The 22004-nt window shown below is 52.7% G+C and carries 20 protein-coding genes; 11 read left to right on the forward strand and 9 right to left on the reverse strand.

All coding sequences use genetic code 11. From position 1 onward, the window contains the following. Window positions 1-2 precede the first annotated feature (2 nt). The 4 genes from ynfE to AC2FAK_RS08420 all read right to left on the reverse strand — a co-directional run bounded on the left by ynfE (window position 3) and on the right by AC2FAK_RS08420 (window position 4248). Window positions 3-2441 (reverse strand): selenate/tellurate reductase subunit YnfE, encoded by a 2439-nt coding sequence (ynfE, locus tag AC2FAK_RS08405; RefSeq protein ID WP_095454768.1) that lies wholly within the window; start codon window positions 2439-2441, stop codon window positions 3-5. A gap of 147 nt (window positions 2442-2588) precedes the next feature. Then, a complete protein-coding gene (locus AC2FAK_RS08410) occupies window positions 2589-2879 on the reverse strand; it encodes a DUF1161 domain-containing protein (protein ID WP_095454767.1) in 291 nt (96 codons plus the stop codon). A 410-nt stretch (window positions 2880-3289) separates the two neighbouring features. After that, window positions 3290-3769: a DUF2778 domain-containing protein gene (locus AC2FAK_RS08415; protein WP_095454766.1), complete on the reverse strand. Its 480-nt coding sequence runs from the start codon at window positions 3767-3769 to the stop codon at window positions 3290-3292. After that, window positions 3766-4248, reverse strand: coding sequence for an Hcp family type VI secretion system effector (locus tag AC2FAK_RS08420; protein WP_095454765.1), 483 nt, complete (start codon window positions 4246-4248; stop codon window positions 3766-3768). Before AC2FAK_RS08420 ends, AC2FAK_RS08415 begins: the two co-directional genes overlap by 4 nt. Window positions 4249-4495: 247 nt before the next feature. Here AC2FAK_RS08420 and AC2FAK_RS08425 point away from each other — a divergent pair, with 247 nt between their 5' ends. Continuing rightward, window positions 4496-5206: a YnfC family lipoprotein gene (locus AC2FAK_RS08425; protein WP_014831730.1), complete on the forward strand. Its 711-nt coding sequence runs from the start codon at window positions 4496-4498 to the stop codon at window positions 5204-5206. Between the two features lie 17 nt (window positions 5207-5223). Here AC2FAK_RS08425 and speG read toward each other — a convergent pair whose 3' ends face one another. Both speG and AC2FAK_RS08435 read right to left on the reverse strand, forming a co-directional pair. Next, the gene (speG, locus tag AC2FAK_RS08430) at window positions 5224-5781 is read right to left on the reverse strand and encodes a spermidine N1-acetyltransferase (RefSeq protein WP_013096794.1); all 558 of its coding nucleotides are present in this window, start codon (window positions 5779-5781) and stop codon (window positions 5224-5226) included. Next, window positions 5781-6119 (reverse strand): DUF1283 family protein, encoded by a 339-nt coding sequence (locus AC2FAK_RS08435; protein WP_013096793.1) that lies wholly within the window; start codon window positions 6117-6119, stop codon window positions 5781-5783. Before AC2FAK_RS08435 ends, speG begins: the two co-directional genes overlap by 1 nt. Before the next feature lie 290 nt (window positions 6120-6409). Between AC2FAK_RS08435 and rspA the strand changes: the two genes are divergently transcribed. The 6 genes from rspA (at window position 6410) to AC2FAK_RS08465 (ending at window position 14774) form a co-directional block, all read left to right on the forward strand. Next, window positions 6410-7624 carry a starvation-sensing protein RspA gene (gene rspA, locus AC2FAK_RS08440; protein ID WP_013096791.1) on the forward strand — a complete coding sequence of 405 codons (1215 nt, stop codon included), beginning with the start codon at window positions 6410-6412 and terminating at the stop codon, window positions 7622-7624. Window positions 7625-7638: 14 nt separating this feature from the next. Next, window positions 7639-8658, forward strand: a complete 1020-nt coding sequence (locus AC2FAK_RS08445) for a Zn-dependent oxidoreductase (protein ID WP_013096790.1) — start codon at window positions 7639-7641, stop codon at window positions 8656-8658. Between the two features lie 73 nt (window positions 8659-8731). Beyond that, window positions 8732-10117 (forward strand): MFS transporter, encoded by a 1386-nt coding sequence (locus AC2FAK_RS08450; protein WP_095454764.1) that lies wholly within the window; start codon window positions 8732-8734, stop codon window positions 10115-10117. Further along, on the forward strand, window positions 10114-11520 hold the full coding sequence (gene uxaC, locus AC2FAK_RS08455) for a glucuronate isomerase (RefSeq protein ID WP_095454763.1): 1407 nt from the start codon (window positions 10114-10116) through the stop codon (window positions 11518-11520). The genes AC2FAK_RS08450 and uxaC overlap by 4 nt, the downstream gene beginning before the upstream one ends. A gap of 27 nt (window positions 11521-11547) precedes the next feature. Beyond that, window positions 11548-13086 (forward strand): MFS transporter, encoded by a 1539-nt coding sequence (locus AC2FAK_RS08460; protein ID WP_038419307.1) that lies wholly within the window; start codon window positions 11548-11550, stop codon window positions 13084-13086. Between the two features lie 224 nt (window positions 13087-13310). Continuing rightward, window positions 13311-14774 (forward strand): mannitol dehydrogenase family protein, encoded by a 1464-nt coding sequence (locus AC2FAK_RS08465; protein WP_062856903.1) that lies wholly within the window; start codon window positions 13311-13313, stop codon window positions 14772-14774. Window positions 14775-14816: 42 nt separating this feature from the next. On the opposite strand, the gene ydfZ is transcribed toward AC2FAK_RS08465, so the two are convergent. Next, window positions 14817-15020, reverse strand: a complete 204-nt coding sequence (ydfZ, locus tag AC2FAK_RS08470) for a putative selenium delivery protein YdfZ (RefSeq protein ID WP_013096785.1) — start codon at window positions 15018-15020, stop codon at window positions 14817-14819. 289 nt (window positions 15021-15309) lie between these two features. Here ydfZ and AC2FAK_RS08475 point away from each other — a divergent pair, with 289 nt between their 5' ends. Continuing rightward, entirely contained in the window at window positions 15310-15741 is a 432-nt protein-coding gene (locus AC2FAK_RS08475) for a universal stress protein (RefSeq protein WP_048972389.1), read from the forward strand. Window positions 15742-15773: 32 nt separating this feature from the next. Here the strand turns inward: AC2FAK_RS08475 and AC2FAK_RS08480 are convergent, their stop codons facing one another. Both AC2FAK_RS08480 and ydfG read right to left on the reverse strand, forming a co-directional pair. Further along, window positions 15774-16460 (reverse strand): GntR family transcriptional regulator, encoded by a 687-nt coding sequence (locus AC2FAK_RS08480; RefSeq protein WP_095454762.1) that lies wholly within the window; start codon window positions 16458-16460, stop codon window positions 15774-15776. Between the two features lie 91 nt (window positions 16461-16551). After that, window positions 16552-17298 carry a bifunctional NADP-dependent 3-hydroxy acid dehydrogenase/3-hydroxypropionate dehydrogenase YdfG gene (ydfG, locus tag AC2FAK_RS08485; protein WP_095454761.1) on the reverse strand — a complete coding sequence of 249 codons (747 nt, stop codon included), beginning with the start codon at window positions 17296-17298 and terminating at the stop codon, window positions 16552-16554. A 143-nt stretch (window positions 17299-17441) separates the two neighbouring features. Here ydfG and dcp point away from each other — a divergent pair, with 143 nt between their 5' ends. From dcp to asd, 3 genes are all read left to right on the forward strand, one after another. After that, window positions 17442-19475: a peptidyl-dipeptidase Dcp gene (gene dcp, locus AC2FAK_RS08490; protein ID WP_095454760.1), complete on the forward strand. Its 2034-nt coding sequence runs from the start codon at window positions 17442-17444 to the stop codon at window positions 19473-19475. Between the two features lie 223 nt (window positions 19476-19698). Next, a complete protein-coding gene (locus AC2FAK_RS08495; RefSeq protein WP_095454759.1) occupies window positions 19699-20508 on the forward strand; it encodes a DUF6694 family lipoprotein in 810 nt (269 codons plus the stop codon). 324 nt (window positions 20509-20832) lie between these two features. Beyond that, on the forward strand, window positions 20833-21951 hold the full coding sequence (gene asd / locus AC2FAK_RS08500) for an aspartate-semialdehyde dehydrogenase (RefSeq protein WP_095439394.1): 1119 nt from the start codon (window positions 20833-20835) through the stop codon (window positions 21949-21951). Window positions 21952-22004: the final 53 nt, after the last annotated feature.

The following is a 22004-nucleotide window of genomic DNA, read 5'->3' on the forward strand; positions in this document are numbered from 1 at the left end:
CCTTACGCCTTCTCGATCTGCACCAGATTGGTGTGCTGCGGGTTGCCTTTCGCCAGCGGTGACGGGCGATGGGTGGTCAACGTGTTGATGCATGAGCCGTGGTCGATCCGATCACCGTTCATGTTGGCGTCGTGCCAGGCCCCCTGGCCCATCGCGCTGACGCCGGGCATGATGCGCGGGGTGACTTTCGCGGCAATGCGCATTTCGCCGCGGTCGTTAAACACGCGCACCATATCGCCGTTTTGAATACCGCGTTGTGCCGCATCAACCGGATTGAGCCATACCTCCTGACGACAGGCGGCTTTAAGCACATCTACGTTGCCGTAGCTGGAGTGGGTGCGCGCCTTGAAGTGGAAGCCAAACAGCTGCAGCGGGTATGTTTTACGTTCCGGGGCATCCCAGCCGTCAAACGTTGAGGCGTACACCGGCAGCGGGCTGATGGTTTCATCTTTTTCCAGCTCCCAGGTGGCGGCAATCTCTGCCAGCTTGCTGGAGTAGATTTCAATCTTGCCTGACGGGGTTTTGAGCGGATGGGCATCCGGATCATCGCGGAATTTTTTATACGCCACGAAGTGTCCGTTGGGATCTTTGCGCTTATAAATGCCCATTTTTTTCAGTTCGTCATAGGACGGAAGCTGCGGATCTTTCGCCAGCATTTTGGCGTACAAATACTGCAGCCACTGCGACTGTGTCCGGCCCTCGGTGAATTTCTGATGGATATCCGGCCCGAGGCGTTTCGCCACTTCGCTCATGATCCAGTAGATGGGCTTACGCTCAAACTTCGGCGCGGTGACGGGCTGCAGGAAAATCAGATAGCCCATGTTGCCCGCATAATCGTTCGGAATGATGTCTTCCTGCTCGACGGTCATGAGGTCCGGCAGCAGGATGTCGGCGTATTTCGCCGAAGAGGTCATAAAGTTGTCGATCACCACGATGGTTTCGCACTTGCTTTCGTCCTGCAGAATATCGTGGGTTTTGTTGATGTCGGAGTGCTGGTTGATGATGGTGTTACCGGCATAGTTCCAGATGAACTTGATCGGCACATCCAGCTTATCCTTGCCACGCACGCCGTCGCGCAGGGCGGTCATTTCCGGGCCGCGGGCGATGGCATCCGTCCAGCTAAAGCAGGAGATCTGCGTTTTTACCGGGTTTTCCGGCAGCGGCATCCGTTCGATGGTGATGGTATAGGTCGATTCGCGCGCGCCGCTGTTACCGCCGTTGATACCCACATTGCCGGTTAAGATCGGCAGCATGGCGATGGCGCGCGACGTCAGTTCACCGTTGGCCTGGCGCTGCGGTCCCCAGCCCTGGCAAATATAGGCGGGTTTTGCCGAGCCAATCTCGCGCGCCAGCTTGACGATGCGATCCGCCGGAATACCGGTGATGCGCGAAGCCCACTCCGGGGTTTTTGGCGTATTATCGTCGCCCTGGCCGAGAATATACGCTTTGTAGTGCCCATTAGCAGGCGCGCCTTCCGGCAGCGTTTTTTCGTCATAGCCAACGCAGTATTTATCGAGGAACGGCTGGTCAACCAGATTTTCGTTGATTAATACCCATGCAAGTCCGGCTACCAGCGCGGCATCGGTACCCGGGCGAATCGGGATCCATTCATCTTCACGTCCGGCAGCGGTGTCGGTATAACGCGGGTCGATGACGATCATTCGCGCATTTGAGCGTTCACGCGCCTGTTCGAGGTAGTAGGTGATCCCGCCGCCGCTCATACGCGTTTCCGCCGGATTATTGCCGAACATCACCACCAGTTTAGTGTTTTCAATGTCGGAGGTGCTGTTGCCATCGTTGCTGCCGTAGGTGTACGGCATCGCGCAGGAAATTTGCGCGGTACTGTAGGTGCCATAGTGGCTCAGGAAGCCGCCGTAACAGTTCATCAGGCGCGCCACCAGCGAGGCGTAAGGGGAAGAGCGGGTGATATTGCCGCCGACAATGCCGGAGGAGTAGTTAATGTACACCGCTTCGTTGCCGTATTTTTCCACTACATTTTTCAGGCTGCGGGTCAGGGTATCCAGCGCTTCATCCCAGGAGATGCGCTCAAATTTACCTTCACCGCGTTTGCCCACGCGCTTCATCGGGTAGTTAAGGCGGTCAGGGTGATTAATGCGACGGCGGATGGAGCGTCCGCGAAGACAGGCACGCACCTGATGATTGCCGTAGATATCCTCCCCGGTATTATCCGTTTCCACCCAGTAAACTTCGTCGTCACGGACATGCAGGCGCAGCGCGCAGCGGCTGCCGCAGTTCACCGAGCAGGCTCCCCAGACCACTTTATCTTCAGCAGGCTGTACGGCGTTTTGCACCGCAGCAGCGGCGCTTTTCAATCCAAACGGCAACGAGATACCACCGGCGGCAAGCGCCAGAGAACCTATCGCGGTGGACTTAACGAGTGTTCGGCGGCTAATTCCACCGTGATGTTCGACATCGGACATGACTCACCCCATCATTTTAATTGACTATTATTTTCGCCCGTGATTACAACCGGGCTAATGATGGGGGTGAGTGTTACTTATTTGGAGGTATTAAATATTAATCCTCATCAATTCAAGGGGGATTGGCGCAAGGAAAGTGGTTAAAAATCACTGCGGTTCGCCTTGCGGACTCTCCTGCGCGCCAGCAGCACCGCTGCCTGTGCGAGTGTACAAAATTTTGAAGGTATCATTGGCACAATGCCCAACAACCTGCGCATCCGGACGATCGGCCTGATCGTTGGGTACGATGTTCAGCGTAAAGCCAGATTCCGGCACGCCGTTGTTGATGATTTTCTGCTGAATGTCGCTTTTTACGCGTTCGCAGGAATCCGGTGCCGCCAGCGCGGCGGTAGAGGCACTCATTAACAGCAGGGCGGTAATCCAGGGTAACCGTTTCATCTGTAGCTCCTTTTCTCTGTGTGTAGATTAATGTTAGCAGAGTTTATGTAAGTAATTGTTTTTGGCTGCACATTCTGAATTTTCTTATAATTTGTTTAAATTTATGGCTTCATGCCGATGGAAGAAAATAATATTCGTGCGACAAAAAAAGGCGGCATTATCACCGCCCAATAATTATATTCCCTTTTTTAAAGCCCACAGATATATCAACAGGGCGTTAAAGAAAAACGAGAGAATAAACAGTATTAGCGTATAGTTTTCATTCCAAGTCAGTTCGGTAACAAAACCGAAATGACTTGTGTAGAAATGGTAAAGTTCAATGTCTGGAAGGAAATAGCACAACGCGGAATATATGACAAACAGCATCATGGTTTCGACTATCCAGGTGAATGCTCTTTTTTTTGCGCTCATTAATATACCTGTATTGTACCAAGGGCTTTTAATTCAGATGTGATCATCATCGCTCCCGAAGCTAACAAAGCATGCATTAAGATTGTGTAGTGCGCATGGTTTGGCAATGTAATGCATCCGTTACTGATCCCAGACTGCCCAGCGGGGTGCAAGCGGAAAGAACCACGCTCTACGTTATCAATAAATGTAATGTCATCAATATGTTCATCTGCACGATAAAGAGCAAACCAAAAGTCACGGTTGGAGCCACTTTCAAGCTCTTTGATGGTGTCTTTCCAGCGTGCTTTTAATCCCCCTCGTGGCCGGGTAACGATGTAATACAACCCCGGTGGTAATGGACCGACTTTCGGAATCGCAACTGCGTCGGGATTATTTCTGTTCGGTCCAGCATTTCCGGAATATGCAGGAAAAAATCCCAGACCTGGACAACTTAATGTTGACAATTGTCCTCCACTTAAATGAAAAGTGCATCGAATCATCTGTCTTTCCACTCATCTGAGAAAATAATGTTACCGTCACAGTGTCTCCATGTTATTTTTTCATAACGCAATGAGATGCTTTCGAGATGATTATGCTTTTCAGTAGCCGGGTTTTTTATGTCATGCATAAGAGGGCATATTGCGACAACTTTGACGTTTTCCAGTAACATGTTGAAGTATTCGACTTCCTGGCCAGCGTCGTTAATCTTGTACCATTTGAACTCCGCACTTTTAAACGTCTGCCCCTTTGCTACGGCTTTATAGAGGTAAGGGCTTGAGCTGTCGAATTCCTTCTCAAAAACCAGAGCGCTATGCACGCGCGTGCCTGTTATCTTTCCCGTTAAGCTGTCGGTGGGTAGATGCAGGCCGTGTCCGAAGCCTAAAATTTCGATACTTCCTTCACGATCCTGTACATCAACAGCGCCCTGTATATCTGCTCCGCCATCGTCCTTTAGCCAAAGGTATGCAGGAATTGCCATTTTGAAACCCCATTCTCGTTGTTAAAAAGAAGGGTCAGTTAATATCCTGAATTACAGTTGTAGTAGGCAAAAAATGTTATTGAAATTACATATATTTCAGGAGGTTATACATTTCTGACGCGCTATTGGAATTTACTATAAGTCACATCACCGTCTGGTGTGAAACGAAGAAAAACGAATCACTATTCGTTAACTCTATGTATTTGCTAATATGATTGGGAATAATCTCCCTGAATCGGTAAATGATGTGAAGAAATACGCAGCGATAACGCTACTGGCCGCGACACTGGTGGGGTGCGACAACAATTCCGCGCCGCTGTCGTTCACGCCTGAGATGGCGAGTTTTTCGAATGAGTTTGATTTTGACCCGCTGCGCGGCCCGGTCAAAGACTTTACCCAGACGCTGTTTAACGACAAGGGCGAGGTCTCCAAACGGGTGACCGGGACGATGTCGACAGAAGGGTGCTTTGATACGCTTGAGCTGCACGATCTTGAAGCGAATACCGGCGTCGCGCTGGTGCTGGATGCCAACTACTACATCGATGCAGAAACCCAGCAGCGAAAAGTGAAACTGCAGGGCAAATGCCAGCTGGCCGAGCTGCCGTCTGCCGGTGTGACGTGGGATACCGATGACAACGGATTTGTGGTCGCGGCGCACGGTAAAGAGATGGAAGTAAAGTATCGCTATGACGCGGACGGCTACCCGCTCGGTAAAACCACCGTTTCCGGGGATCAGCACTTATCCGTACAGTCGACACCCTCGAAGGATCTGCGCAAAAGAATGGATTACTCGGCCGTGAGTTTACTGAATGACAAACCGCTGGGGAATGTGAAGCAGAGCTGCGATTACGACCGGCACAATAACCCGGTGAGCTGCGACCTGACCATCACCGACGACAGCGTGAAACCCGCGGTTGAGCGCAAGTACAGCATAAAAAACACCATTGAATACTACTGAGAGTAAAGCCGCGCAGGTTACTGCGCGGTAGGTTTCAGCAGGCTGGCACCAGACGGTTTGTGTCCGGCCAGATGCTGGTGCTGGAAAATGCACATGCGAATGGTGTTGCGGTATTCCCCGTTGATAAAGAACTCGTGGATTAGCTCGCCTTCCACCATAAAGCCCAGCTTACGGTAGATATGGATCGCTTTTTCGTTCTCTTTATCGACGATGAGATAGAGCTTGTACAGATTAAGAACATTGAATCCGTAGTCCATCGCCAGCTTCGCCGCCCGTGAGGCCAGGCCTTTACCCTGATGCTCCGGGGAGATAATGATCTGGAATTCCGCCCGGCGATGCACGTGGTTGATCTCCACCAGCTCAACCAGCCCGGCTTTTTCGCCTTCACATTCCACCACAAAGCGGCGTTCGCTTTGATCGTGAATGTGTTTATCGTACAGATCGGACAGCTCGACAAACGCCTCGTACGGCTCTTCAAACCAGTAGCGCATCACGCTGGCGTTGTTGTCGAGCTGGTGGACGAAGCGCAAATCTTCGCGCTCCAGCGGACGCAGTTTAACCTCAAGACCCGGCATTACGGTGCTACCGTACGACCCGTTCGACGATCCAGGCAGCGCAGGGTGTTTGGCTCCCAGTAGGCATTAACGTTCGCGCTTTGCTGACACTTATCACGTGCGTCAAAGGCGACATCTTCTTTGTCCCACTCTTTCTCAGCACGCTTGTTCACCTTCTGACGAAGGCTGCGGGTGTCATTCCATTGTTCTTTGTCCATTGCGGCATTCTGGCGGCTCTGCGCGCTATCGCCAGACTCAATAATGAGTTTGCTGGTTTCGGCGGTAGCCGTAGCAGCGAAGGCGAGCGTTGACAGCGCCAGTGCGGCGGTCAGACAAAGGCGTTTGCTTAATGTACTCATAGCGTTTCCTTTTTGAATCGGTGCAGATCATCACGTTACCCTGTTCAGATTCTACACCAAACAGAAATGACGGCATACCCGCGGCGCGGGTATGGAGAAGTAAACGTATCATCAGGCATGTTGGTTAAATAAATCCTCACCTGAAGTGAATCAGACAGAAAATAGCGGGCGTGTACCTCAACCCCTGAATATGTGATCTGTCGCGGATATTTTGATCGTTATACTTGTATGGTAGTAGCTCAGTTGCGTAAATTTCCTGCATCACAACATGCGATGTAAGGAAAGGAATTATGAAGATTGTCGGGGCTGAAGTATTTGTCACCTGCCCGGGGCGTAACTTTGTCACCCTTAAAATTACGACCGATGAAGGCATCGTCGGTCTTGGCGATGCCACACTAAACGGACGCGAACTCTCCGTCGCCTCTTACCTGAAAGACCACCTCTGCCCGCAGCTGATTGGCCGCGATGCGCACCGCATCGAGGATATCTGGCAGTTTTTCTATAAAGGCGCGTACTGGCGTCGCGGCCCGGTCACCATGTCGGCAATCTCCGCCGTGGATATGGCGCTGTGGGATATCAAAGCCAAAGCCGCCAATATGCCGCTTTACCAGCTGCTGGGCGGTGCCTCCCGCGAAGGCGTGATGGTCTATTGCCACACCACCGGGCACACCATTGACGACGTGCTGGAAGATTACGCCCGTCATAAAGAGATGGGCTTCAAGGCGATCCGCGTCCAGTGCGGCGTGCCGGGAATGAAAACCACCTACGGCATGTCCAAAGGAAAAGGGCTGGCGTATGAGCCTGCCACCAAAGGGGACTGGCCGGAAGAGCAGCTGTGGTCCACCGAGAAATACCTCGACTTCACGCCGAAGCTGTTTGACGCGGTGCGCAGTAAATTTGGCTTCAACGAACATCTGCTGCATGACATGCACCACCGCCTGACGCCGATTGAAGCAGCGCGTTTCGGTAAGAGCATCGAAGAATTCCGCATGTTCTGGATGGAAGATCCTACGCCTGCTGAAAACCAGGCGTGCTTCCGCCTGATCCGCCAGCACACCGTCACGCCGATTGCTGTGGGTGAAGTCTTTAACAGCATCTGGGATTGCAAACAGCTGATTGAAGAGCAGCTTATCGACTACATTCGCGCCACCATTACCCATGCAGGCGGGATCACCGGCATGCGTCGTATTGCAGACTTTGCCTCGCTCTACCAGGTGCGGACCGGGTCACACGGCCCGTCCGATCTGTCGCCGATTTGCCATGCTGCCGCGCTGCACTTCGACCTGTGGGTGCCAAATTTCGGCGTGCAGGAATATATGGGCTATTCCGAACAGATGCTTGAAGTCTTCCCGCACAACTGGCGCTTCGACAACGGCTATATGCACCCGGGCGATAAGCCGGGTCTGGGTATTGAGTTCGACGAAAAGCTGGCCGCGAAATACCCGTACGATCCGGCCTACCTGCCTGTGGCTCGTCTTGAAGACGGCACGCTGTGGAACTGGTAAACGAGGAGCGAACGATGAAAAGCGTAGTGATCCAACAGCCCAACCAGCTGGTGATTGAAGAGCGTCCACTCCCGCAACCGGGGGCAGGGGAAGTGCGCGTCAGCATTAAACTTGCCGGGATCTGCGGCTCCGACAGCCATATCTATCGCGGACATAACCCCTTCGCGAAATATCCGCGCGTTATCGGGCACGAATTTTTTGGTGTGATTGACGCCACGGGCGAGGGCGTTGACCCCGGACGCCTGGGGCAGCGGGTTTCCGTTGATCCGGTGATCAGCTGCGGGCACTGCTATCCGTGCTCGGTGGGTAAACCGAACGTGTGTACCTCCCTGGTCGTGCTCGGCGTGCATCGCGACGGCGGTTTTGCGGAATACGCCGTGGTACCGGCGAAAAATGCGTGGCCCATCCCGGACGCCATTCCCGATAAACACGCCGTGATGGTCGAGCCCTTTACCATTGCCGCCAACGTCACCGGGCAGGCAAAACCGACGGAACAGGATATCGCCCTGGTGTACGGCGCGGGCCCGATGGGGCTGGTAACCGTGCAGGCGCTGAAAGGTGTCTACAACGTCAGGCAGGTGATTGTCGTCGACCGCATTGATGAACGGCTGGCGATGGCGCAACGCAGCGGCGCGGACTGGGTCCTGAACAACGGTAATCTTGATTTGCATAAGGCGCTGGAAGAAAAAGGCATCAAACCGACGTTAATCATTGATGCCGCCTGTCATCCGTCGATTCTGCAGGAAGCGATAACCCTGGCTTCCCCGGCGGCACGTATCGTGCTGATGGGCTTTTCCAGCGATCCGAGCCAGATTGTTCAGCAGGGGATCACCGGCAAAGAGCTGTCGATATTCTCCTCGCGCCTGAATGCCAACAAATTCCCGGTCGTGATCGACTGGCTGGAAAAGGGGCTGATCGATCCTGAAAAACTGATTACCCACACCTTTGACTACCACCACGTGACAGACGCCATCGAACTGTTTGAGAAAGACCAGCGGCAGTGCTGCAAAGTCTTGCTCACCTTCGACCAATAATAATTTACGCGGTAAAGAGCCTGCGCAGACAGGCTCTGAGTGGTACGCATCTTACCTTGCAGAGATAGCCATTATGACTCAAGCACAACCTCAAAGAACGACTTCAGATCTGGTGAAAGCTGCCGTATCCGGCTGGCTGGGTACCGCGCTGGAGTTTATGGATTTTCAGCTCTACTCGCTGGGGGCCGCGCTGGTCTTCCATGAGATCTTTTTCCCTGAACAGTCCGCGGCCATGGCGCTGATCCTGGCGATGGGGACCTACGGCGCAGGCTATATTGCGCGCATCGTCGGCGCCTTTATCTTCGGCAGAATGGGCGACCGGATCGGTCGTAAAAAGGTGCTGTTTATTACCATCACCATGATGGGGATCTGTACCACCCTGATTGGCGTGTTGCCGACCTACGGCCAGATTGGCATTTTTGCTCCGGTTCTGCTGGTGACGCTGCGCATTATTCAGGGGCTGGGTGCCGGGGCAGAAATCTCCGGTGCGGGAACCATGCTGGCCGAGTATGCGCCAAAGGGCAAACGCGGGATCATCTCCTCGCTGGTGGCGATGGGGACCAACTGCGGAACCCTGAGTGCCACGGCGATCTGGGCGGTGATGTTCTTTGCTCTCGATCGTGAAGAACTGGTGGCATGGGGCTGGCGCGTGCCGTTCCTGGCCAGCGTCGTCGTGATGATCTTTGCCATCTGGCTGCGTATGAACCTGAAAGAGAGCCCGGTATTCGAAAAAGTGAACGACGCTGAAGCTGCCGTACCGGTGGCGAAGCTGGATACCTCCCTTGGGGCGATGGTGAAAAGCAAATCCTTCTGGCTGGCCACCGGGCTGCGTTTTGGTCAGGCGGGTAACTCCGGTCTGATCCAGACGTTCCTTGCCGGATATCTGGTACAGACGCTGCTGTTTGATAAAGCGATCCCCACCGATGCGCTGATGATAAGTTCAATCCTCGGGTTTATCTCTATCCCGCTGCTGGGCTGGCTGTCGGACAAAGTCGGTCGCCGTCTGCCGTATATCCTCCTCAACGTTTCCGCCATCATTCTGGCGTACCCGATGCTGTCGATTATCGTCGATAAAAGCTATGCGCCGGGCGTCATTATGCTCTCGATTATTGTCATTCATAACTTCGCGGTGCTGGGGCTGTTCGCGCTGGAAAACATCACCATGGCGGAGATGTTTGGCTCGCGTAATCGCTTTACCCGCATGGCCATCTCCAAAGAGGCGGGCGGTCTGGTGGCGGTGGGCTTTGGTCCGGTGCTGGCGGGGATCTTCTGCAACATGACCGGCTCCTGGTGGCCGATTGTCGCGATGCTGATTGCCTATTCCGTGATTGGTCTGGTTTCAGCCATTTTCATGCCGGAAGTGCGCGACCGTGATTTGAGCGCGGCACAAGACGCGGCTGAACCACAGGCGCTGAACGATAAGGCTGGTGAGTCACGCAAATATGGAGCGCTGCTATGAGTTTCATTAATGATAACTTTATGATTAGCAACGCCAGGGGCGTTGCGTTATATCGCGACGTCGCGAAAGAATTGCCGATAATTGACTATCACTGTCATCTGGTTGCGAAGGATATTTTCGAAAATAAACCGCTGGAGAACATTACCGAGCTTTGGCTTGCAGGCGATCACTACAAATGGCGCGCTATGCGCGCCAACGGTATAGATGAAAAATACATTACGGGCAGCGCCACCGCGGAAGAAAAATTTGCGGCGTGGGCTGAAACGGTCGACGCCAGTTATGGCAATCCGCTCTATCACTGGACGCATTTAGAACTGCATCACTATTTTTCCTGTGATGAACCGCTGGGCAGCCATAACTGGCGTGAAATAATGGAGCGCTGTAATCGTTTATTACAACAGCCTGATTTTACGCCCCGCGAACTGATTAAACGCTCAAAGGTGGAGGTCATTTGTACCACAGATGCCCCGCTGGATGACCTGCGTTACCATCAGTTATTGCGCGAGGACGCAACATTCAACGTCAAGGTATTACCGACATTCCGCCCGGATGACTTTTTTACGCCGGATGCGCATCAGTTCGCCGACTTTACCGATCGATTAGCGGAGCTGACGGGGCGGTCCATTCACGCCTTTAGCGATTTTGCTGCTGCGCTCGGCGAGCGTATTGCCTGGTTCCATGACATGGGGTGCCGTATTTCGGATCATGGCCCTGTGGAGATCCATTATCAGGCTGCGGATGACAGTATCGTGGAATCGATATTTGTCCGTAAACGGCAGGGTGAACATCTCAACGCGCGGGATAGCGCGATTCTTGACAGTGCTATTTTTATCATGCTGGCGCGTTATTACCGACAGCATGACTGGGCCATGCAGATACACTTCGGTGCGATACGCAATAATAATACCCGCATGTACCGTGCCCTGGGCATAAATACCGGGTTTGATTCACTGACGGATCAGGTCAATCTTGCTGCGAATATTAATCAGCTGCTGGATGCCATGGCCCTTGCAGACGCGCTGCCGAAAACCATTCTGTATAACCTCAACCCCAGCTACAACGATATTGTCGCGACGACGATCGCCAATTTTCAGAGTGCAGAACTGGGAGTGAAATCACCGATGCAATTCGGCTCCGGCTGGTGGTTTAACGACACCCGTCGCGGGATGGAAAACCAGCTCAACAGCCTGGCAGATCAGGGGTTGTTAATGAATTTTGTCGGCATGCTGACCGACTCGCGTAGCCTGGTCTCCTATACCCGCCACGATTATTTTCGCCGCATTCTATGCAATATGATCGGCGGTTGGGTGGAGCGGGGAGAAGTTCCGGATAATAACGATATTCTCACGCGGATGATTAAAAATATTTGCCACGACAACGCTAAGAATTATTTCAAATTTTAAATTCACTTCATCAAGTGGGGATGAAATATGTCTCGTGCGGCTAAAAAAATTACCATTCCGGTTAGTATCGGCTACGGACTAACGGATATTATGGGTGGCGGTGCATTTACCGTGATCGGCGCCTGGCTGTTATTTTTCTATACGACATTCGTTGGGCTATCGCCGGTTGAGGCAGCCTCCATTGTCGCCATCGCGCGTATTGTCGATGCCATTGTCAGTCTGTTTATGGGAAGTTTCACCGATCATTTTTACAAAAATTATTTTGGTAAAAAATTTGGTCGTCGACGCTTCTTTTTGCTGATCGGCGCGCCGTTAATGCTGGTCTATGCGTTACTGTGGCTTGATGGCATGACCTACGGTTTCTATCTCGCGGTCTATCTGGCGTTTGAAATTATCGCCGCGATGGTATTGATCCCCTGGGAAACGCTGCCATCGGAAATGACAAAAGACTTTAACCAGCGCACCAAACTTTCTACCTGTCGCATGTTCCTTTCTGCGTCCGGTACCTTCCTGGCGACGTTCATTCCGGGGCTGCTGATTGGCTATTTTGGGGAAAACAGCGCCCATGCTTATCTGATTAACGGCGTTATTTTTGCCGTCCTGTTTATGGTTTGCGTCTTTATCTCGTGGAAGGTGACCTGGGAACGCGAGTTAACCCCGGAGATGCTGGCCGAGCTTGAAACAAGCACGGCGCCCCGAACGCTGACGCAAAAGCTGGCTGCCTTTGGTCGCCTCTTTAAAGAGTATGGTTCAACGCTGAAAATCCGGGCCTTCAGAAAACACCTTGCCATCTACCTGCTGTCGTTTACCGGGAAAGATGTCTACAACACCGTATTTGTCTTCTTCTGTGTTTACTGCCTGAATGTCTCTTCGTCGCTTGCCGGCACACTGCTGTCGATGAGTATCGTCGGCCTGCCTGTCACGCTGATTGCGGGAGTGGGGATCATTAAATTCGGGCCGTCGAAGCTGTATGTGTTTGCCTACTCGCTGATGATGCTCTGCCTGGGCGGCTTTTTCGCTGTGTATCAAATTCCGGCACTTAATACCGTCGCGACGCTGGTTGTTCTGGCCGGGTTATATCAGGTCGGTCGCTGTGTGCTGGAGTTTACGCCGTGGAACGTTTTCCCGTTCATCCCCGATATTGACGAGATGGTTAGCCGCCAGCGTCGCGAGGGGCTGTTCGCGGCGGTGATGACCTTCTCCCGCAAAACGACCGTGGCTATCGCCACCTTTATTGTGGGGCTGCTGTTACAGAATGGCGGCTTTGTGAAGGGCAGCCAGACACAGCCGGAGGAGGCCATTCATACCATCGCAATGTTGATGTTCATCGGTACTGCGGGCTTACTCATCCTGGCGTTGTGGCAGGCATTAACGTTCCATCTGAACAAGCGTACGCACAAGATCTTCGTGGATGAACTGGACCGCCTGAAAGCAAACGGTTCTCCCCAGCTGGTTTCCGCCGAAGCACGCCGTGTGGTGGAAGATTTGACGGGGTATTCCTACGACAGGCTGTGCCGTGAGCCCGCTGGCCGTTCAGGCGCAGAACCGGCGCGTAATCTTGTGTGACGTTGGTATATATCTTTTTGAAAGATGTCACACAACTTAATTTTGATATCACACCAGTTAGCGCAAAGTTAATGTAAATCAATGTTCCGCTGAACATAACCCGTATGGTGGTGGGCAAGGCACCAGGGGGTTACTGCCATTCTGGCTGGTGTAGTCAACATGCGCGGCCGCGCGCCACCGTGCGGTCGCAGAACTCAGCTTCATTAATTAAACGAGTCTCAACCATGGAAAACCGATTATTACAGGCGAAAGCGACGCTGCCTCAGTACGATCGCGGCAGCCTCCAGGCACGCATTGTTCATTTAGGGTTTGGCGCGTTCCACCGTGCACACCAGGCGGTGTACGCCGATATTCTGGCCGCTGAACACGGCAGCGACTGGGGTTACACAGAAGTGAACCTGATTGGTGGCGAACAGCAGATTGCCGATCTGAACGCGCAGGATAACCTCTATACCGTGGCCGAAATGTCGGCGGACGCGTGGACATCACGGGTCGTCGGTGTGGTCAAAAATGCGCTGCACGCGCAGGTTGACGGGCTGGAGGCCGTACTGGCGGCGATGTGTGAGCCGCAGGTGGCGATTGTGTCGCTCACCATCACCGAAAAAGGCTACTGCCACTCACCGGCCACGGGCAAACTGATGCTCGATCACCCATTGATTGCGGCCGACCTGCAAAACCCGCATCAGCCTAAATCTGCGCCGGGTGTAGTGGTTGAAGCGCTGGCGCGACGCAAAGCGGCGGGGCTGCCTGCCTTTAGCGTTATGTCCTGTGACAACATGCCGGAGAACGGCCACGTTATGCGCAATGTCACCTGCGCCTATGCCCGCGCGGTCGACGCGGAGCTGGCCGCGTGGATTGAGGCCAACGTCACCTTCCCGTCAACCATGGTGGATCGTATTGTGCCTGCGGTGACGCCGGAAACGCTGGATAAAATCGAACAGCTTACTGGCGTACGCGATCCGGCGGGCGTGGCCTGCGAGCCGTTCCGTCAGTGGGTGATTGAAGATAACTTTGTCGCCGGACGTCCGCAGTGGGAAAAGGCGGGGGCGGAGCTGGTGGCCGACGTTATTCCGTTTGAAGAGATGAAGCTGCGTATGCTCAACGGCAGCCATTCTTTCCTGGCCTACCTTGGCTATCTGGCGGGTTATCAGCACATTAACGACTGTATGGAAGATGAACACTACCGTCGTGCCGCCCACGCGCTGATGCTGAAAGAGCAGGCGCCGACGCTGAAAGTAAAAGGGGTTGATTTAGGCCACTATGCCGATCTGCTGATAGCGCGCTACAGCAACCCGGCCCTGCGCCACCGGACCTGGCAAATCGCGATGGACGGCAGCCAGAAACTTCCGCAGCGTATGCTCGATTCCGTGCGCTGGCACCTGGTGCATCAGAAACCTTTCCCACTGCTGGCGCTGGGTGTGGCGGGCTGGATGCGCTATGTCGGCGGGGTGGATGAACAGGGGAACACCATCGACGTGAGCGATCCTCAGCTGGCGGTGATTCAGGCCGCGGTCAACGGGAGTGCGGAAGGGGAAAGTCGGGTGAAAGCCCTGCTGGGCATTGAAGCCATCTTCGGTAAGGAACTGCCGCACGACACGTGCTTTGTGGAGGCGGTCATGACGGCGTATCAGACCCTTCTGCAAAAGGGCGCGAAAGCCACGGTTGCGCAGTACGCGGCACAGCTGTAATTCAGTCATGCCGCCGTTCGCGGCGGCATGACGTCGCACCTGTTAGTGCATACCCAGGCGAATCAGTTCAATCGGTTCGAACTTACCTTCACATCCTTCCACTTCCACCGTTTTGCTGCGACGTACCTGCGCGGCATCCAGTCCCTCGCTGTGGATCGCTTTAATTACCCCGGTATGCCCGGTGCCGTTAATCATTACGCGGCTGCCGGTGGTAATTGCATTACGGTTACGGTCGTAAGTCATCATGGTATTTTCTCCTCGCTAACACATCCGTTACGGCGCTATTTCAGGTTGTGCCGTCCACGGGGCACTATAAATACGCCTCTCTGGACATCTTTTTTTTGTTTTTGATCAAACTCACACTTTTTTCTTCATTTCGGCAGGGCGATGACGGTTCACGACGGTAATTTACAAAGCGGACAGTTATTTTCTTTAATTGATAATTTCAACCAGTGAGCGTTTAAGTCTGGTTTATATTCCTGATGGCACTCTGGATGCAGTAAATAACGTTTCCTGAAAATAAGGAGTCAGGCTTATGTATAAGAAAATCTTGATGCCTGTTGATGTGTTTGAAATGAATTTAAGCGATAAAGCGGTGCGGCACGCGGCCAACCTGGCGAAGGCTGAAGGCGCATCGATTACCCTGGTCAACATTCTGCCCAACAGCAGCCGCTCGTTACTGCGCGGATTCAATGCAGATATCAGGAAGTTTGAAGAGTATATGACCGCGGAATCCAGCAAAAAGATGAAGGAGTTAACGCGTCTCTTCGATCTCTCTCCGGAGGACATTCATTGTGAGGTGCGTTTCGGCAACGTGCGCGATGAAATTATCAGGATGAGCAAAGAAGGGGAATATGAGGTGATTGTTATCGGTTCAAAAAACCCGACTATTACCACGCATCTGCTGGGTTCAAATGCGGAATCTATCCTGCGCTACGCCACTATTCCGGTCCTGGTTGTACGCTAATCTCTCCGCCGCGCCGAAAGGGTGCGGCGAATTTAATCTTCGCTAAACCACTCGCTGTTTTCCTGCCGAATAAGCTGCACGGATTCGCTGATCTCCTGCAGATGGACAGTCATCGCTTTTTCCACACCGTCAGGGTCGCGTTTTTCCAGCGCGCTAAAAATATCATGATGCTGTCGGAGCAACATTTCCGGCGGAGAGACGTGGTCGAGGCTCATATAACGCACACGGTCGATCGTGGCTTTAATGTTTTCAATGGTATCCCAGGCCAGCTGACAATCGGCAATTTGCGCCAGCTTCTGGTGAAACTCATCATCGAGCTGAAAGAAGTCGTTAAGCTGTTTGCGGTCGATGGCAATACGCTGCTGATGCAGGTTTTGCTCCAGCCAGTAACACTGGTTGTCATTCATCAGCGTGGCCGCACGCCGGGCCACCGCGCACTCAATGGCCTGACGGACAAAACAGCCGTTACGGACCTGAGAAAGCGATATTTTATTCACATAGCTGCCGCGCTGCGGGCGGATCTGAATCAGGCCGTTTTCAGCAAGCTTGATAAACGCCTCACGTACGGGCTGACGGGAAACGTCAAAACGCACGGATACCTCTTTTTCTGAAAGCGGGGTACCAGGCGGGATCAGGCAATGCACAATATCACGTCGTAATATGCGATAGATTTGCTGGTTAACGGGCTGGGTGGGATTGAGTTGCGATTCAGCGGCCATGAGTTGTCATTTCTCAGAGAGTTAGCCTGAACATACTACCATTCTTTTATACCCTGATACAGACCCGGCCCGCAGGCCGGGAAGGGCAGAGTCAGCCTCGATGGACGTTAAGTCCGGCAAAGCTCTGGCTGACAGGCATCATCTCTACGGTGTTGATATTGACGTGGTTTGGCAACGTCGCGACCCACCAGACCGCTTCGGTGACATCTTCCGGCGAAAGCGCGTTGGCATTTTCGTAGGTTTTATCTGCTTTCGCGTCATCGCCTTTGAAACGCACGTTGGAGAACTCGGTACCGCCCACCAGGCCCGGCTCGATATCCGTGACGCGAATGGCGGTGCCGTGCAGATCGGTACGCAGGTTCAGGCTGAACTGACGCACGAACGCTTTTGTCGCACCATAGACGTTGCCGCCCGCATACGGCCAGCTTCCGGCGGTCGAGCCGATATTGATAATGTGGCCGCGATTGCGCTCCACCATGCCTGGCAGCACGGCGCGGGTCATATACACCAGCCCTTTGTTGTTGGTGTCGATCATGTTTTCCCAGTCTTCCACGCTGGCTTTGTGCGCGGGCTCCATACCCAGCGCCAGACCGGCGTTGTTGACCAGCACGTCAATGGCACGCCACTGCGCGGGGAGGTTGGCAATCATCTCTTCAATGGCGGCGCGGTTGCGCACATCAAGCTGCGCGGTCAGGATATTGTCACCCAACTCTTCTTTCAGCTCCTGCAGACGCTCCTGACGGCGGCCGGTGGCAATCACCTTATGGCCGTTGGCGACGAAGCGACGCGTGATGCATTCACCAAAACCTGCCGTTGCCCCGGTAACTAAAATAATCATCTCACTGTTCCTCAACGCTTTTTGTGTTGTACTAACATAGCACGCCCTGAGAGGGTGCGTTAAGGCATCATTTGTATGACCGCATTGCGGTCAATGGCGGCCTGGCCTACTCTGGGAAAGTTAACCGTTATCAGGAGTAAAAGATGTCAACCCGTAACCCTTTTTTTGACATTAGCCTGCTGCCTTATCAGGCCCCGCGTTTTGATGAAATCAACGACAGCCACTATCGCCCGGCATTTGATGAGGCCATACGCCAGAAGCGGGCAGATATTGACGCCATCGTCGCGCAAACGGCAGCACCCGATTTCGATAATACGGTACTGGCGCTGGAGAAAAGCGGTGCCATGCTCGCGCGCGTCAGCAGTATTTTCTTTGCCATGACGTCGGCGCACACCAATGCCCGCTTACAGGAGCTGGAAGAACAGCTCTCAACCGAGCTGGCCGCGCTGGCCAATGATATCTGGCTCAACGACACGTTATTCTCCCGCGTGGAGAGCGTCTGGCAGGATCGTGAGGGGCTGGATGCTGAGTCCCGCCGACTGGTCGAGGTGACGCACCAGCGCTTCGTGCTGGCCGGGGCGCGACTGAACGACGCTGAAAAAGCTGAACTGAAAGACCTGAACACACAAGTCGCCTCACTGATTAGCCAGTTCAACCAGCGACTGCTGGCCGCAGATAAGGCGGGCGGGCTGGTGGTGGATTATGTTCACCAGCTTGAGGGGTTAAGCGCAGAGGAGATCGCCACGGCTGCTCAGGCCGCCGCCGATAAAGGGCTGAAGGATCGCTGGCTAATCCCCCTCCTGAACACCACCCAACAACCTGCGCTTTCACTGCTTCGCAATCGACAGACCCGTGAAAACCTGTTCAACGCAGGCTGGCTGCGTACGCAGAAAGGCGATGAAAATGATACCCGCGAGCTGATCCTTCGTCTCACGGCATTGCGTGCGCGCCAGGCGCAGCTTTTGGGCTTTGACGACTTTGCGAGCTGGAGCATCGCCGACCAGATGGCAAAAACGCCGGAGGCCGCACTGACCTTTATGCGTGGAATTGTCCCTGCGGCGCGCACCCGTGCGGTGCAGGAACAGGCCGATATCCAGAAAGTCATTGATGATGAGCAGGGCGGCTTCACCGTGCAGGCCTGGGACTGGGCCTTTTATGCCGAGCGCGTGCGTCAGGCGAAATATGCCCTGGATGAGTCGCAAATTAAGCCGTATTTTGCGCTCAATAACGTACTGCATGATGGCGTATTCTGGACGGCCAGCCAGCTGTTTGGCATCCGCTTCGTCGAGCGCTTCGATATTCCGGTGTATCACCCGGACGTCCGCGTGTGGGAAATTTTCGACCACACCGGAGAAGGCATGGCGCTGTTCTACGGCGATTTCTTCGCCCGCGATTCGAAACAGGGCGGAGCGTGGATGGGGAATTTCGTCGAGCAATCATATGAATTTGCCTCCCGTCCGGTTATCTACAACGTGTGTAACTATCAAAAACCCAGCCACGGAGGCGCCGCGCTGCTCTCCTGGGATGATGTAATAACCCTGTTCCACGAATTTGGTCATACGCTGCACGGCCTGTTTGCCAGTCAGCGCTACGCCACGCTGTCCGGGACCAATACCCCGCGTGATTTTGTTGAGTTCCCGTCGCAAATCAATGAGCACTGGGCCAGCCACCCGCAGGTATTTACCCACTATGCCCGCCATTACGAGACCGGCGAACCGATGCCGGACGCGCTGCGCGAAAGCATGCTCAACGCAACGCATTTCAATAAAGGCTATGACATGACGGAAACGCTCAGCGCCGCGCTGCTGGACATGAACTGGCACGGCATTCGTGAGGCCGTTTCGAGCGTAGAGGAATTTGAAAAAGCAGCGTTGGAAAAAGTGGGGCTGGATCTGCCCGCCGTACCGCCACGTTATCGCAGCAGCTACTTCGCGCATATCTTCGGCGGCGGCTATGCGGCAGGTTATTACGCCTACCTGTGGACGCAGATGCTGGCGGACGATGGCTATCAGTGGTTTGTCGAGCAGGGCGGTTTAACCCGCGAGAATGGGCAAAAATTCCGTGAGGCGATTCTGTCGCGCGGGAACAGCACGGATTTAGCTGAACTGTACCGAAACTGGCGCGGGCACGATCCGAAGATTGAGCCGATGCTGGAGAATCGCGGGCTGAGCGAGTAGCGTCATTTTTTGGCTTAAACAGGACCGGGCGGAAGCCCGGTTTTTTTTATCCAATTTCTCTTCTCGAAAACGCCTCTAATTTTGCTCCGCACTGGCGAAGCAGCTAAAGCTGAGGGTTTCGTCTGGTATGCAACAAATTTCCAATAACATGCACAAGTAGATTTTGTCGTGTGGTCAAACTCTGGTAGGATTAATCTTAATTTTTTACTGATGGAACAGGAACATGAAGAAAATTGTTGGTGTGTTATTACTTTCTTGCTTACTCGTTGGGTGCGATAAACCCAAAATTGATTCTTCAACTGATGCTGCAATGAAATCCTCGATAGCCAAAGTCAGAGATTCACTTCCGGAAAATAAACGGGAGGAATTCGATAGCGCCTTAAAGGTTGTGGCATTCAGTAACATCAATATGGCTGACCTGATGCGTTCCACTTCAAATAATGATAACGAAGAGATAAGCAAAAAGATGCGCGAAAGCCTGTCTGGTAAGACGGGTGAAGAAATAATCTCTTACGCACAGCAAGTCACTGCTGAGAGAGAGATGAAGTTAAAAGAAAAGATGACTCAGGAAATCAAAGCGCTGGAACAGAAAAAAGCTGACGCCGACGTGGCTAAAAAAGAGTTGATGAAAATCCAGGTTTTATCATCCAGATTTACCATGGAGCCTGAGCAAGACGGTAAGCCACAACCCGTAATTAGACTGGTTGTTAAAAATAATACTGATACCGTTATCTCCAGAGCGTACCTGCACGGAGTGATGGCAAGCGAGGGATACTCAGTACCATGGCTGGTAAGTAATTTTTTCTATGATATTCCTGAGGGGCTTAAGCCAAATGAAGAAGCCACATGGGCTATTGCCCCCCCTAAGAATTCTGAATGGGGTGTACTTTATGCCCCAAAAGACGCTGTTTTGACTGTGACACTCGTAAGAGTGGACGGTACTGATAATCAGATGTTGTATGATGCAACAATGTTCACTGAGGAAGATAACAGCAGGCTTGAAGAGTTGAAGAAAAAAATCTCTGATCTTTAAAGACTAACCGACCCGCCAACCGGCGGGTTTTTTATACGTTGAGGAAAGGTGGCGTTGCAAACGGCGCATCGGTGTGGGCATCGGCTTCGCTGATAACTATGACTTTATGTTTCCGAGGGGCATAAAATCGTTTTAAACAGCCTAATTAAAGATATCTATTTTTTTTGACTTGAACACAAACACAATATTCATCAGTTTCGCTAACCCCTTATTAAACATTCTTATTATTGCAAAAACGAGTAAAATAAAGAATGACGCGCGGGATTTAACGGGTTATAAACTTTACCTCTCTTAACACTTTTGTAACGTCATTGAGGTAAACCCGTGAAGCAGGTTGGCATTGTTGGTTGGCGCGGTATGGTTGGGTCAGTATTGCTGCAACGCATGCTCGAAGAAAATGATTTTAATGATATTGCAGCCAGTTTTTTTAGTACGTCTTCTGTTGGGGCACCTGGGCCTGTCATTAATGGTGTCCGTTCGGTACTTAAAGATGCGTATTCACTGGATGCGCTGGCGGAAATGGATATCATCATTACCTGCCAGGGCGGTGAATATACAAAATCGATGTATCAGTCATTAATTGATCATGGTTGGGAAGGTTACTGGATCGATGCCGCATCAACGCTGCGAATGGACGAAAGAGCCTGTATCATCCTGGATCCTGTGAACCGTGAAAATATCGATGATTCCATCAAAAAGGGCGGTAAACTTTTTGTAGGCGGAAACTGTTCAATCACCTTAAGCCTGATGGGGCTCGCCGGTTTGATCAAGGCCGATCTCATTGAATGGATGAGCGTGATGACCTATCAGTCGGCGTCGGGTGCGGGTGCAAAGCATGTTCGCGAGTTGATCGCCCAAAGTGCATTTGTCACCCGAAATTTAACCCCCGATGAGCTGGAAAACGCAGGCTCGGTGCTTCCTCTGGTCAATAAAGTCAGCGAACTGATTAACAGCAGTGACTTGCCTGTTGAGAATTTTGGCGCGCCGCTGATGGGGAGCATCATTCCCTGGATTGATAGCGACCTGGGGGATGGCAATAGCCGCGAAGAGTGGAAGGGAGAAGCAGAAACAAATAAAATCCTTGGCCTGAAAAAAGGCACCATCCCGGTTAATGGTCTGTGCATTCGTGTTGGTGTAATCAGGTGCCATAGTGCGGCCATTACAATGAAACTCAAACGCGAAGTGGATGAAGCTGAATTTGCTAAAAGGGTAAGCGACGCTCACCCTTGGGTAAAATACGTCCCTAATAATAAAGAAGCCAGCGTCAGCCAGCTTACTCCCACACATATTAGCGGCACGCTTAAGGTTGGCGTAGGGCGTTATAAAAAAATGGCGCTAAATAATGAACCTGTTTATTCGGTATTGACCGTGGGGGATCAACTATTATGGGGGGCAGCGGAACCATTACGCCGCATGCTTAATATTTTGCTTAACAGAATATAATGGGTTTAGACCTGTTGTTCATTATTAGCTGAAAACAGAACCGGGCGGACAGT

The organism is Enterobacter cloacae complex sp. 394F7, from assembly GCF_057320385.1.